This is a genomic window from Idiomarina sp. ST10R2A5 (assembly GCF_051842325.1).
Classification (GTDB): Bacteria; Pseudomonadota; Gammaproteobacteria; order Enterobacterales; family Alteromonadaceae; genus Idiomarina; species Idiomarina abyssalis.
The window spans coordinates 281,605-295,110 of record NZ_JBNIEX010000001.1; the positions used below are offsets into that span (position 1 = coordinate 281,605).

At 44.6% G+C, this 13,506-nt stretch carries 13 protein-coding genes; 3 read left to right on the forward strand and 10 right to left on the reverse strand.

Annotation, left to right across the window (positions count from 1 at the left end; genetic code table 11):
- Nucleotides 1–24: 24 nt before the first annotated feature.
- Both ACP7FG_RS01430 and ACP7FG_RS01435 read right to left on the reverse strand, forming a co-directional pair.
- Nucleotides 25–249 carry an HTH-like domain-containing protein gene (locus tag ACP7FG_RS01430; protein WP_439225296.1) on the reverse strand — a complete coding sequence of 75 codons (225 nt, stop codon included), beginning with the start codon at nucleotides 247–249 and terminating at the stop codon, nucleotides 25–27.
- A complete protein-coding gene (locus tag ACP7FG_RS01435; RefSeq protein WP_439225297.1) occupies nucleotides 246–755 on the reverse strand; it encodes a hypothetical protein in 510 nt (169 codons plus the stop codon). Before ACP7FG_RS01435 ends, ACP7FG_RS01430 begins: the two co-directional genes overlap by 4 nt.
- A gap of 186 nt (nucleotides 756–941) precedes the next feature.
- On the opposite strand from ACP7FG_RS01435, the gene ACP7FG_RS01440 reads away from it, so the two are divergent.
- The gene (locus tag ACP7FG_RS01440) at nucleotides 942–1,502 is read left to right on the forward strand and encodes a tyrosine-type recombinase/integrase (protein WP_439225298.1); all 561 of its coding nucleotides are present in this window, start codon (nucleotides 942–944) and stop codon (nucleotides 1,500–1,502) included.
- 168 nt (nucleotides 1,503–1,670) lie between these two features.
- Here the strand turns inward: ACP7FG_RS01440 and ACP7FG_RS01445 are convergent, their stop codons facing one another.
- The 6 genes from ACP7FG_RS01445 to ACP7FG_RS01470 all read right to left on the reverse strand — a co-directional run bounded on the left by ACP7FG_RS01445 (nucleotide 1,671) and on the right by ACP7FG_RS01470 (nucleotide 10,932).
- A complete protein-coding gene (locus tag ACP7FG_RS01445; RefSeq protein WP_439225299.1) occupies nucleotides 1,671–2,663 on the reverse strand; it encodes a DUF262 domain-containing protein in 993 nt (330 codons plus the stop codon).
- A complete protein-coding gene (locus ACP7FG_RS01450; protein ID WP_439225300.1) occupies nucleotides 2,663–3,274 on the reverse strand; it encodes a hypothetical protein in 612 nt (203 codons plus the stop codon). The genes ACP7FG_RS01445 and ACP7FG_RS01450 overlap by 1 nt, the downstream gene beginning before the upstream one ends.
- 129 nt (nucleotides 3,275–3,403) lie before the next feature.
- Nucleotides 3,404–6,580: a type I restriction endonuclease subunit R gene (locus tag ACP7FG_RS01455; protein ID WP_439225301.1), complete on the reverse strand. Its 3,177-nt coding sequence runs from the start codon at nucleotides 6,578–6,580 to the stop codon at nucleotides 3,404–3,406.
- On the reverse strand, nucleotides 6,573–7,997 hold the full coding sequence (locus tag ACP7FG_RS01460; RefSeq protein WP_439225302.1) for a restriction endonuclease subunit S: 1,425 nt from the start codon (nucleotides 7,995–7,997) through the stop codon (nucleotides 6,573–6,575). The genes ACP7FG_RS01455 and ACP7FG_RS01460 overlap by 8 nt, the downstream gene beginning before the upstream one ends.
- Nucleotides 7,998–8,041: 44 nt before the next feature.
- Nucleotides 8,042–8,953, reverse strand: coding sequence for a restriction endonuclease (locus ACP7FG_RS01465; RefSeq protein WP_439225303.1), 912 nt, complete (start codon nucleotides 8,951–8,953; stop codon nucleotides 8,042–8,044).
- Entirely contained in the window at nucleotides 8,950–10,932 is a 1,983-nt protein-coding gene (locus ACP7FG_RS01470; RefSeq protein WP_439225304.1) for a type I restriction-modification system subunit M, read from the reverse strand. The genes ACP7FG_RS01465 and ACP7FG_RS01470 overlap by 4 nt, the downstream gene beginning before the upstream one ends.
- Nucleotides 10,933–11,171: 239 nt before the next feature.
- Here ACP7FG_RS01470 and ACP7FG_RS01475 point away from each other — a divergent pair, with 239 nt between their 5' ends.
- A complete protein-coding gene (locus tag ACP7FG_RS01475; RefSeq protein ID WP_439225305.1) occupies nucleotides 11,172–12,140 on the forward strand; it encodes a helix-turn-helix domain-containing protein in 969 nt (322 codons plus the stop codon).
- Nucleotides 12,141–12,311: 171 nt separating this feature from the next.
- On the opposite strand, the gene ACP7FG_RS01480 is transcribed toward ACP7FG_RS01475, so the two are convergent.
- A complete protein-coding gene (locus ACP7FG_RS01480; protein WP_439225306.1) occupies nucleotides 12,312–12,515 on the reverse strand; it encodes an AlpA family transcriptional regulator in 204 nt (67 codons plus the stop codon).
- A 152-nt stretch (nucleotides 12,516–12,667) separates the two neighbouring features.
- The gene (locus tag ACP7FG_RS01485; protein ID WP_417442475.1) at nucleotides 12,668–12,874 is read right to left on the reverse strand and encodes a helix-turn-helix transcriptional regulator; all 207 of its coding nucleotides are present in this window, start codon (nucleotides 12,872–12,874) and stop codon (nucleotides 12,668–12,670) included.
- Between the two features lie 133 nt (nucleotides 12,875–13,007).
- On the opposite strand from ACP7FG_RS01485, the gene ACP7FG_RS01490 reads away from it, so the two are divergent.
- Nucleotides 13,008–13,466, forward strand: coding sequence for a JAB domain-containing protein (locus ACP7FG_RS01490; protein WP_439225307.1), 459 nt, complete (start codon nucleotides 13,008–13,010; stop codon nucleotides 13,464–13,466).
- Nucleotides 13,467–13,506: the final 40 nt, after the last annotated feature.

Genomic DNA, 13,506 nt, shown 5'->3' on the forward strand with positions numbered 1-13,506 from the left:
GGCTAATTAAAAAGCTAATTGTGGCTATTTGGGACGAACGAACTCAGCCAACCTAACAGCTTTTGAAAGTTCGGTCGCATATGACTTGCTGATTCCGGCAGTTTCTACAATTTCTCTTTTCGAAGAACCAGAATTTTTGATTTCGTGAGCGTACTTAATTCCAAAAAGGTGAATCATAACTACTGATTCACCTTTTTTTGAGTTAAAATACATCTCTTGAAGTGTTTTTCCTAACTCTTGCAATGTCATGCACTAGGCTCCTCTAGTACGAATAGTTCGTTGTATAACTCATCAAACGTCGAAAACTTTTTAAATTCACCTTTATTAAGTGTTCTTAAATTTGGCCTTTCGGCTTTTAGACCATCTGCGTTTCCTTTGGTGTGCTTAGCCACGCGGTAGTCACTGATATCGGGTAAGGGAAATCCCGGTCTACCACCAAAAAATAAAAATGGCCCCAGTTCCAGAGTATCCTTATCGAAATATACCCAAACAACGCAGCCTGACGGCTTAGCGCCCAACGATAGATGAACGGTTTGCCGTGCGGTTTTGGCACCAATGAAAGCTGACTTTAGTTGAACGTGACGAATAATGCCTTTCGACTCAATGATCAAATCGTAGCCTGAATTATCAACTTCAGGTTTTGCCACCTCTACTGAGAAGCTGTTACAGCGCCACGAGTGTTTTAACAATTCGCCTACGAATAGATGTTCGATAAGCCGTTCTCGGTAAGATGAGTTTATCGAATGCTCTTCCATGATTAACTTATCCTCAAAATTTCAAACATACATTATGTTCGTGAAGCAAGGGAGGCCCTTGCTCTTAGGCTTGTTCCCAAAATAACGAAATGGGAACAAGCAAACCCACTAAAAACGGGTTACTTACCTCTTTATACCCCCTTAAGTACTCAAAATCACGTTTTACAGCAAAAAAGGAACTAGACCATGGCCGAAGTACAAGCGGTTAAGAATCTGGATACCGTGAAGCTAATAAGCTACCTTCTCAAACGAACTTACGGTCAGCAAATTGCTGATGTTTGGGATGTTGGTTTAAATCTAGCGTTGCGGATCTCAGATTTACTATCCATCAAGTTTGAAAATATCGAGCACGATCGGCTGTTGCTTGTCGAAGGCAAAACGTCGAAGTTAGCGACAATTAAACTCAATGAAAAGGCGAGGGCGGTCATCGCTCGTATTCGCGCTGAACACCCTGACCACATTTATCTTTTTCAGTCTTATCGCAACCAACGGTCTAAAAATACACCTGCAAAACCATTAAGCCGCCGTTACGTGTCGCGAGCATTTGCGGCAATAGGTGAGGAGGTTGGTATCGACTTAGGTACGCACTCTATGCGTAAAACCAGAGGTTACCATCTGTATAAAAACACCAACGACATTGCACGGGTAATGAAAATGCTACGTCACAGCTCCGAAGCTATAACGCTGCGGTACATTGGAATTACCCAAGAGGACATCGATCGAGATTTCGAAGAACTTGAACTTTAACCGTATACGTTCAGTTTTGTAAAAACGATTCCAAAACCTAGCTATAATGCCTTCAAGCTTATTTCTATTTAATCAGCTTCTGTGTATGGGCCCCTTGAATATCATTCTTCTGAGTCGCTTCAGATCAATATAAAATGAGGGCCCTAATAGTTTTAATAACCTATCAGGTTAGTTTATACCCAATATGTGCTTTCTAAATAACTCTGAACGAATCACACGAGCTTTTCTGTCATTCGTACCTGAATACATACAATGGTAAAATTGCCCATAATCAGTGTCTCGTAGATTCTTGCTTTCTAATACAGCCGCATCAAACTTGTTAAGTCGTTCAGTCAAGTCTCTGGGTATGTTGTCAGCGTTACATAACTCAACAACAATTGTAAAGAAACATGATTTTCTAAACCAAATTGAGTCTAGTTCCAAGTCCAATTTTTGTATTTGTGCCACTGACTTCAATACTTGGGACTTGATTTTGTGAGCATCGTTAAACTCTTCATTAAATTCTGCTACGCACTTTTCTACTTCACTATCTCTTGGGAAATATCCCCCTCTGACTAAAGTGGACATCACCAGTAAAAAGAAATGGACGTCGGCCATCCGAGTAAATTCGGATTCATGAAACACACCGAATTCTTCAAGTGCAATTTCGTCTGAAAGTTCTTTGGCTACTTGTATGAACTTCCCATCATAAATAGCGTTGTGTATTTCTATGTTATCAAGCTTGAATTTAGTTAAATTAATTCGTCTAAATATTTCTTTTACAAGGCCCCCTTCAACTTTACCTAAATCCCTGACAACAACCTGATATGATAAAAAGTCATCACGTTGCTCTTCGGTTAACTGGTCAAATGAGGGTATCTCTTTCAATTCTTTTTTAAAGTCATCCTCTATGTAATTCTTTATTGTTGTAAGGCGTTGCTGACCGTCTATTACTTTTTGAGATGTTCGTAGTTTTTTTGTGTCGGTTGGGCCTTGGCAAACATAAATTTCAGGGAAAGGATAACCGTGCAGAATAGTGTCAATAAATTTTTCTTGGTGCTCATGAGTCCAAACAAATTTCCGCTGAAAATCGGGGCTTAATTCTAGTCTGCCTGTATCAATTTTCTCATAAATGTCCGCTATGGTGGGGTTAGTTACGGAGGGCTTGATCTGTACCGGCATTATTTTATTCCTTTTATTTTCGAGCGTTTTAAGTCATTTACACCTGAAAAGGTATAGTTTTCGAGGTGTTGGTAGCTTTTGAATACGCCTGCGTTGACACTAAAATTTCCAACCTCAGATTTTCCATGAGATATGCTTCTAAAAAATTCAAACCAATCGTCTTTTATTGCGCGCATTTGAAAGGATACTGGTAATTTGTCTGGCCGAATCCAACCAAGAGCCACGTACTCAAGAAAGGTGTGATACATCGTCATTTCACTTAACTGTATGCTAGTTCGGTTTTTTCTTATCATCATTTGATACTCAGCGATGTTAGACATCATATGCTCGAAAAGAGTCGGTGAGACAATTGCTACGTCAATGTCTGAGTCGTAATCAAAGACTCTATCTTTAAAGGGACTGAACCCTAACTTAGCAGAACCCGTGATAAACACTTCATGGAAAGGGATCTCAAATTTTAAAGCAATCCTTTTTCTGAACTCATAGTAATCTTCGTCTCTAGAATCAAAAATGTAAGGTGTCCCGTGTAATACGTACTTCCTGCAAAAATCTAGAGTTGAGTCTTTATCTTTTGTGTTTTGAAGCTTTTCATTGAAAACACTTAAATCCATAATGCATCCTAGCAAGTGAATTAAAAATTAAATTCTAAACTGTATTTTTATCGCCCCGGGGAAATACGCTAATTTAAAACGAAACGGTAATTGGTACCTTCGCCCGGGGAAATGTTATTAAAACAGACACTAAATCTCTTGGTCCCTAGTTGATACTGAACTCACCAGCATCTTCAATATCAACCGAGCAAACCCATCCCTCACTGCTGGATTTTCCAGCACTTCCATCGACAGCTTTTCATGGTCGTCCATCGAATCAACAACACGGTCTAATAGACGCTGTGGTAGTAGGCCATGCATGACTTCATTTTCAGAGTGTTTGTTGACCTGGGCCATAACCTCGTCGTCTTCACGCAGGCGGCCGGCGATGCCTTCAGCATAACGGAGCTTGTGCTCGTCACCCACTTCAGCGCCGAACAGGTCGTTTAGTGCATCGATAATTTCCTGCAGATTTTTCTTTTCAGGGTCGTGGGGTTTACCACTACCAACCGCTTTCACTGAGCTTAAGTAGCCACCGTCTTCCTCACCCAGTTTCAATTCTTTTTCAGCTTTCTTGGTCGTGCGGTAGTGGGTCAGGGTTAAACCGGAAACGTCGACATCGTCCTCATCATCCAGTCGCTCCACACGTAGCAGTGGTAATAGATGCTTGGCATACACGCATAAAGATTCAAGCTCATGGTCATTGTAAGGTGTAATCTGTGATAAAAACTCGTACATCCGCACGTAGCTGTTCAGGTTCTTCTTAAACAGGTCGAGTTGGTCAACCATTTCACCAGCGGCTTTAACCGAGTCTTCAGCTTTATTAATGCTAACCTTGTCGCCCGAAATACGTGCCTGGTTCAGCATATCCTTCGCTTGCTTTAGCGTATCAACTGCATGGTTATACCGTGCCATGAAGCGCTCTTTGGCAGGTTTGCAGTAGTAACCTAACTTAGCTGCTGGGGCATTTGGGTCGTAAAATGCCTCTGCAAACTTCTCAACTTCCGACCATTCGTAAATATGCTCTTCATCGAGCTTGCTCATAATGTCGAACAGAATGTGTGGGTCAGTAACAGAATCAAGCTCTGCGGTGGTGTAGTAAGGTTTGAACGACTCCAGAATGTCTTCTTCGCTGTTAAAGAAGTCAAGAATAAAGGTCTGGTCTTTACCTGGGAAAGTACGGTTTAAACGCGACAGCGTCTGTACACACTCAACGCCTTGTAGTTTCTTATCGACGTACATCGCACACAGCTTGGGCTGGTCAAAGCCGGTTTGATACTTATTGGCCACGATCATCACGTTAAAGTCGTCGGAGTCGAGCGCTTTATCGTGCTTACGGCCGTTCAAACCCGGGTTTAATTTTTTGTCGTACTCGGTCACGCTCTCAGTAATGTAATCATCGGCCGGAACCTCACCGGAGAAAGCCACCAGCGCATGTACGTCCTGATAGCCTTTCTCGACAATGTAACTGGTCATTGCTAACTGATAACGGACCGCTTCCTGACGGCTGGCGGTAACTACCATGGCTTTAGCCTGACCGTTCAGTAAATGACGTACGTTTTCCCGAAAATGCTCAACGATGATTTCAACACGCTGATTGATGTTGTAGGGGTGCAGCCGCACCCATTTAGCCAGCTTAATGCGCGCCTTTTTGCTGTCGACTTCTTTGTCTTCGCCTTCGGGGTGAGCAATTTTCCAGGCCGTGGCGTAGGTGGTGTAATTTTTCAGAATATCGAGAATAAAGCCTTCTTCAATAGCCTGACGCATAGAATACACATGAAACGGCTTGGGCTTGTTGTCATCGCTAATCGGCGAATGTGGATCATTCGGGCGGCCAAATAGCTCCAGCGTTTTACCCTTGGGTGTGGCGGTAAACGCATAGTAGCTGATACGCTCATTCGGCATACGTGCCTGAACGGCAGCGTCCAAAAGTTCTTCGGCACTAACATCCTCTCCTTCAGGACGGTCAGAGCCCAGTAAGGCTTTTAGCTTACTGGCAGACGCACCGGTTTGAGACGAATGCGCTTCGTCCGCAATAATTGCGTAGTTACCGGCTTGAAGAGCAGGGTACTTGTCGATGGCATCGTACAAGGCCGGGAAAGTCTGGATGGTCACAACGATAATCCGTACCTGCTCCTGCAGCGCTTCGGCCAATTGCTCAGACTTACTTTTGTTGCCGACATCACGGGTAATGGCTCGAACCACACCGTCGGCGTGCTCAAATTGGCGTATGGTGTTTTGCAGCTGCGAGTCGAGTACTGTGCGGTCAGTTACCACCACAATGGAATTAAACAGCTTAGAGCCGTCGTCAGCATACAGTGAGGATAATTGATGCGCTGTCCAGGCAATCGAATTGGATTTACCTGAACCGGCACTGTGCTGAATAAGGTACTTACTGCCCGGGCCTTCACGGCGCGTGGTATCGATAAGCTGATTCACCACGTCCCACTGATGGTAGCGGGGGAATATCAGCGTTTCCTTTTTCTGTGTACGTCCGTCGAAGTTTTCTTTTTCTTCAACTTCCAGATGCATAAAACGACCAATGACTTTTAGCCAGGCGTCTTTATTAAACAAACGCTCCCATAGGTAACTGGTGGCGTAGCTGTTTTCGGATGCAGATTGTGGGTTACCGGCACCGCCATCATCTTTGCCTAAGTTAAACGGCAGGAAGAATGTTTCCTTGCCCGCTAACTTGGTGGTCATGGCCACTTCGTCTTGGCTGACCGCAAAATGCACCAGCGCACCGCGCTTAAAAGTTAACAACGGCTCTGGCTTGCGGGTAACAGGGTCTTTTACCGGACGGTCGTTTTTATACTGGCGTTTAGCGTGTTCAACGGTCTGCTTAAACTCGCTTTTAAGCTCCATGGTGGCCGTTGGAATGCCGTTGACAAAAAATACTAGGTCGATGCGTGGGTTATAGTCGCCTTCGCGGGCATGGGGCGAGTAGGAGACTTCCTCAACTACTCGCAAGCGATTAGCCTGATAGCGACGTTCGGTATCGGGATTCATGCCATGGTCAGGGCGAAAGGCACAGACTTTGATGGTGCCGCCAATGGCTTTAAAACCATGACGTAACACATGAAGTGCACCGTCACGGGTCATGCCTTTAACGGCGGCGTGGACTAAGAGCTTTTCCGGGTCACCGGGGTTGGACTTGCAAAAGCGCTCCCAACGGTCAGGGTAAGCGTCTTTCACAAAACCGATTAAGTCTTCGGTGTACACCGCATTGGCTTTATCATAATTAGCTGCGGGACCAATTAACCAGCCATCTTTTTCCAGGCTGTTAAGTATATCCGTCTGGAACTGACGCTCTTTGGTGTCAGCCATAATGCCTCTCCGTTTGCACTGACGCGTTTGAATCCACTGTATCGGAACCCGCAGGCGGTTGCCAGTCACGCACATCAATTTTGCCGGTAACCGCGGCTGATATTAGGGCTGAGCGGCGTTCCTGTAGTAGTTTAACCGTCTTTTCGGCTTGCTCCATTAACTGGTTTGAGTTTGATTTAAACCTGTGCCATTCCTCGACGATATCTTTTTGTTCTATCAACGGTGGGACAGCAACCTTCACATTTTTAAAGTCTTCTTGCGCTATGTTTTGCATGCTAGAGCTCGCACCAGCGCAAACTAATTTTATCTGGCTTCTGTAGCTTTTTGACAGCGTGAACATGAAAATAAATTGAGCCTCCACATTTTCAAGCGTAATTTGCCAGAGACGATCAGGAAGAAATAAGTTGCCAGGGTTTGCTAAACTGAAGCCTGTAGCACCGACGAGCTCAGGGGTATTCATCCTGGATACAATTAGCCTATTAGCCTTCAGCTGACATGAAACACGGCTTTCTTCTTCCTTTACTACTGTTTTATTTTGATTAACATCGAGTTCGTCACCATAAACTGCGCTAGTTTTCAAAACCCCAAGCTCACCTTCGGACGCTGGAGTATCTGCCGCGTTAACGCTTGTACCTGATTCAACCAACCTTATAAATGTCTTTAAACTAGCAACTTCCCAATGCTCAGGCACTTCTCCAAGCCACTCAACACCAGAGTCTTTCATCGGTGCGTCTGGGTTAAGCCCTTTGGTAACCGCATGACTGATAACCGCCTGGCGCTTTTCTTTAAGCAACTCAATCAACCGCTTTTGCTCGTCAATCAACGCATCAATTTTTGATGTTTCGTGATCAAGGAATTGGGCTATTTTTTGTTGTTCTTCATAAGTTGGCAGCCAAACAGGGGCGCTCTTTAATATTCCCTGACTGATGCTAAAAACTTTTACACCCTTAACTAGCAATCTAATTTGATTTCTGAACTCTTCAGAATGAAACAGATATGCGAAGAAACGGGGAAAAATTTTGCCGCTGGGTCGCGCAATAATAGTGTGATAACCCGCAAAAGTAGGTTGTTTTGATACTAGCTGACTAAAGTTACCTGCTCCCTCTATGTCTTCAGATGTGTCGGCGAAAACAAAATCCCCTGACTCAAGCAGCGCGTTAAGGTTTGTTTGTAAATAAGACTTCGGCACGCATTTCAGAGGATGAATAGTTGGATTTACTTCAAATCCATATTTCGAGTGAACTTCGCCGTAATTCAGGCAGGGAATCCCTTCATCAACCAAGTCCTGCTTGGTAATAGTCAGTCCTTTGCCAAGATTAAATAAGTAACCAAGTTTATTTTCAGACCAATGGGCTGGAAGGCTTTCAATACCTAAAATTTGGCAACTGGCAATGTCTTTGTATGTATTAAGTGTCAAAATCTATCCTCAATTCCTTTTAACTCAGATAAGATTGCTTCAAGTTACTCAGAAAAATAGTCCGAATCGAGTTGCTTAACCTCGAAAACCTGACGAGTCGAAACCCCCACCCCAAAATCAATCATAAGCCCAGTTAAGCGCTCGCCGTCGATTAAAACAATTTTGCTATCGACGTTATTTACATACTCTTTGGCTTCGCGGCTAAACGATGATGTCGTTATGAACACTCCTTTCTTCGCGCGTTCGCCTTGTAGGGCTCCTGCGAACTTCTGGATCTCGGGTCTACCAACGACATTGTCCCAGCGTTTAGCTTGAAGGTAGATGGTATCCAGTCCCAATCGGTCTTCGCGAATAATTCCGTCAATACCACCGTCAGCACTTGGCCGCGTAGCTTCTCCAGCTTCCTTTCGAGAGCCGCCGTATCCCATTTTGATCATTAAATCGACGACCAAACGCTCAAAGAAAATCGGGGAGGAGTCTTTAATTTGGCTCATTATTTCTGAGGCTAACTCAGCCCTTAACCGCTGGTAAGCGGCTTCAATAGCCTCTGTAGGGGTTGCTTCATCTGACGCCACTTCCTGAGCAGGATTTGTGTCGCTGTTTGATTCTGATGTTTGGTTAGTAAATTCCTGAAACTCATCAAATTGACGAAGGTCGCGTGCTTTAAGTTCAGCATAACCTCGTTTTAAAAGCTTTAGTCCGCGTTGGGTTATTTGAACATGACCGCGCTTAGGATACTCAAGCAGGCCTGCTTTTTTAAGGTAGGTTTTTGCCCAGCCGATGCGGTTTTCAATAATTGACTGGTTACCACTTGGAAGCAGCTCAGCACGCTCTTCGTGACTTAAACCGAACTCATCACTCAACCGCTCATAGAGTGAACGTAAAGTGTGAGTTTGCTCGTCTGAGACCATTTTAAGTAGTGGAAGCAAAATACTTTGGTAATCTGGAATACTCATGCCGACAGCTCCTCAATCATCTTTTTGATCTTGTCGGTGCATTGTTTGAGGTCTGCATCAATTTCCTCGAGTGGACGAGGGGGCTCGAATACGTAAAAGTGTCGGTTGAACGGAATTTCAAAGCCTACGATACCGACTTTGCCGTCTTGCTCGTCGCGCTTGCTTTCGTCTATCCAGGCGTCAGGCACGTGTGGTTTGACTTCACGTTCAAAGTATTCGTAAATGTCTTCCGTTAGGGGTACGTTTTCAAAGTCGCGTAAGCCAACATCAGCTTCTGCATTACCTTTTTTGTCGGTACAGACATCAGCGTCGCTGTCGCGCTCGCTTAAGGCATTGAGCACGGCTTTTAGTTGTGCAGCGGTTAGCTTTAAGTCGCTTGCTTTGAGTTCGGCGCTCAGCGCTTTTGTGAAGTCATCACGATTTGTGAACAGGGTGTCAGCTTCAATACGCTGAATAGCCTGTTTCAGTCGGTAAAAATCGTCGGTTTTAAGCTTTTGCAGTGCCTTTTCGTCTTCTAACCGAGCGACACGCTCTTCACTGCCCTGGAAGTTAAGTCGCAATGGGCGTTCAATCGTGATGCGACGGTAGCCGAAGGCTTCGTTTGGGAATAACTTGCTGTTTTTGGCTTCTTCCATAGCGCCGTATAAACGCACCAGTTCGTTGATGTTCTCTTCAGTGAGGTACTTGCGTTTGCTGCCGAGTGATTTACGCATTTTGGCGAAGGCTTCACTGCCGTCAATCAATTGCAGCTTGCCTTTACGCTCCGGCTTTTTGGCATTGGATAAGATCCAGATATAAGTGCTGATGCCGGTATTAAAGAACATATCGGTCGGCAGAGCGACGATGGCTTCGACCAAGTCGTTTTGTAGCAGGTGACGCCGGATTTCGGATTCACCGCTACCGGCAGAGCCGGTAAACAATGGACTTCCGTTTAAGATAATACCGATACGAGAGCCACCATCACGTTTGTTTCGCATTTTGCTGACCAGATGCAACAAAAAAAGCAGTGAACCGTCTGAAACACGGGGTAGCCCTGGACCAAAGCGACCATCGGAGCCTTTTACCTTGTGCTCGTCGTTAACAACACGTTGAGAGGCTTTCCAGTCCACCCCGAATGGAGGATTTGCCAGCATGTATTTAAACCTCTCATGCGCCAGCTGATCGTTTGAAAGCGTGTTACCCAGTTTAATGTTCTCAACCTGTTGGCCTTTTATCATCATGTCGGCCATACAAATAGCGTAGGACTCGGGGTTGAGCTCCTGGCCAAACAGTTTAACGGAAACCTTTTCACTGATTGACTGAATATATTCTTCGGCTTCTGACAAGAAGCCACCGGTGCCTGCCGTTGGATCATAAATGGTAATGATGCTGTTAGGCGAAAGCACTTCTTCCTGGCCGGTCATCAATAACGAGGTTGCTGCATGTACACAGTCACGCGGGGTAAAGTGTTCACCGGCGGTCTCGTTTGAGCTTTCAGCAAACTTGCGGATGAGCTCTTCAAAGATAAGGCCCATGCCGTAGTTAGAGATATTGTCGGTTGATAAATCAATCTTGGAGCCGAATTGTTGAGTGACCTGATATAGCAGGTCAGCTTCAGCCAGTTTCAGCACAAACTCTTCAAAGTTAAAGTGCTCGAATATCTCACGGGCAGAGCTGCTAAATGACTGTACGTAAGAGATTAAATCCTCTGCTGTATGGGTATCCGACAAAGTTGCCAAAGTCAAAGCTGAGGCGTTGTAAAAATCATTCTGCGACTCGCGTAACAATAATTGCTCACGGACTGCGTCTGGTTTGTTCTGATGCTGATTTGCTGCTTCTAATACCTTTTGTTTATTCGGCGCTAAAACACACTCTAAGCGACGTAAGAGGGTAAAGGGCAATATGACCCTTCCGTACTGAGATTGCTTAAAGTGGCCACGCAGCAGGTCTGCCACCGACCAGATAAAGGAAGCGGTTTGAGAGTAGTTTTCAGTATTCACAGCACACCCTGTTGTTTGTTATATCGTCCTTAAGTTGCAGTCATTATGCCACGGATAAATCCGATGTCACTGCCAGCAGGGTAAACGATGTTTGCGACAGTTTGGGTCGCAACCGAGGTAGCGTCTTGGGCTACCTTGTTAACTACTGTCAGTTCACTGTCACCTTTAAGTGCTTTCTATCGTTAATGCCATCGAATAAGCTGACCTTCACTTAATAAAACAAACTAAAGGATTAGAAAATGAAGTTGGCAGATAACAAGTCATACGACATAAGCAAGGCGCTAAATGTTAAGCTCAAAGGGAAATTAAACAAGAGTATTGTAGGCAACATTAGTGAGCGCACGTTAATTCGTGCTAAACAAGGGATTCCAGTAAGCGCTTATAGCGTCAAGCATATAGCATCGGAGCTAGGTTGCCAGCCAGAAGACTTGCTCAATCAAAATGATGTTTGTTGGTTAAGCACTCGAAATGCAAGCCTAACAAATCCTGCAGCGATAAACATTCATGCGTCTCTCTCTGAGTTTATAGACGGCGTTATCGCCGCAGCCGGGATACTGAGTTACAAACTTGATCAAAGTGATCTGGAGCTTTCGGTAGATTTTAAAACGACGTCACTTCGTCTCGAACTGCGTCAACTAGAGAGTGGCATCAAAAACTATTGGAGCGTTAAAGCCGGATACCCCGATGATACCGGAATTACTTATATTGAATCGAATGATTCTGCAGAGCTTCAACTTGAGTTAGCAGTGGAGCGCTTACGTATGGGTGTCACGGATAACGTAATCATTAACGGTATAAAGCAGTTTAGTTACTGCCATAAACCAGGTTGGTTGGTCATGTTTCACAAGTTTAAGCCGAACGATTTTGAAAGTTACGTAGGTGAACAGCACTTCTTAAATGCAGAAGACTTTCAAACAACTTTGAATGAGTGGTTGCAGGGTAACAAACTGACGGACGTAAATAGCGAGGAAGGGGGAGTCGCCATCTCAGTAGACAAAAAAGAATTAGGCTGGAATGTAGCTCTTTTTAGTCGCGCAAACTTTGGGCCTGGTGGCGGTGTCGTTGAAGCTGCAATACCCCCTAATTTCGCTAAAGAAATAACGACGGAAATACGTAGTAAAGATAAACCGATAAGCTGTATATCGAACCCAAAGTGCGGATCAAAACTAAAGTTTGGTCCGTGTAAGCAGTCAGTTTCAACTTATTAACTGACTAACTAAAACTAACTGAAAAGGAGATTATGATGGGACTTAAAAATGGACCGAGCAAAACGGGCGGACCTAGCGGGAAAGGTCGTAGTAACAACCCACCATCAAAAAAATAACGGCGTGTCTTCGTGCTAAATAAAGAAGAAGCCTAATCGGCTTCTTCTTTTGTTTCTAATCAGCTTCTATATCACTTTCCGCATCACGCTCAGCAATGCACTGCATAATCCAGTCATCAATTTCATCTGCTACCCATGCCACGGCTCGGCCACCTAAAGATACCGGTTTTGGGAATTGTCCTTTGGCCATGTACTTGTAGATAGTAGGGCGGGCCAGGCTGGTAGCGTGCATGACTTCTTTAACTTTCATTAGTTTCATTGTGCTTCTCCTCTTAGTGTCAGAGGATGATGTAGGGCTGTAATTTTTTAGATTAGATATAAACCTGTGGCGCTCTTTGCAAGCCTTCTTGAGTGCGGATGTTAGCGAGGGAAAAATAAAGGCGGCTTGGAAGCCGCCGTTTAGAAAATAAATTAGCAGTTAACTGCGGATATGGTATCGCTACGTTGTTCGGCAACGCGCTCTAACATCCATTCATCGACTTCTGAGTCTACCCAGGCTACTTTTTTTCCTAAAACTCGAACCGGCTTAGGGAAGGTGCCTTCGTTGACCATTTTATAGATTGACGTTCTACCAAGCCCTATGCGCTCTCTCACTTCGTTTATTCTTAAAAATCTCATGATGATTTCCTCTGTTCGGTTTGTTTCAAAGGATTAGTGCGAGCTGTAACGAATAATTATAAACAACCAACCCTGAGAATTTGAGACCTATATTACCGCTGTGCATCGATACATTAATACTTAAGGAATCCATATGCACAAGCAAATCACAAATGATAAAAGCGCTGAGTTCAACTCAGAGCGAGAGTTGTTGGACAAAGCGTATCTCCTAATCCAGTCACGATTCAAACAGGGAGAGGGCTTTACCGAGCCTGCAATGGTTAAAGAGTTCGTCCAGGGGAGCTATCAGCAGTGCTCAAAAGAAGTCGCGGGTTTACTTCTACTCGATAGCCAACACCGACTCATAGATAACGTTGAGTTTGAAGAGGGCGAAGAGCTAGCTGCTTCCAGAGTGTACCGAGAGGTACTTAAGGTTAATGCTGCCGCTGTTATTGTCAGTTATTTCTCACCGGCTAAAGAGCTGAGTCACTCTGACAAAGAGCATGAGTTATCAACACTTAAGTCGGCTCTGAACCTGATTGACGTATCCCTACTGGATTGTATGTTGGTAACTGATGAGGTCGTCTCGCTTGCTGAGCGGGGGCTACTATGACTGGGCGGCTGTACTGCTAGGGTACAGCCGTTTTGCATCC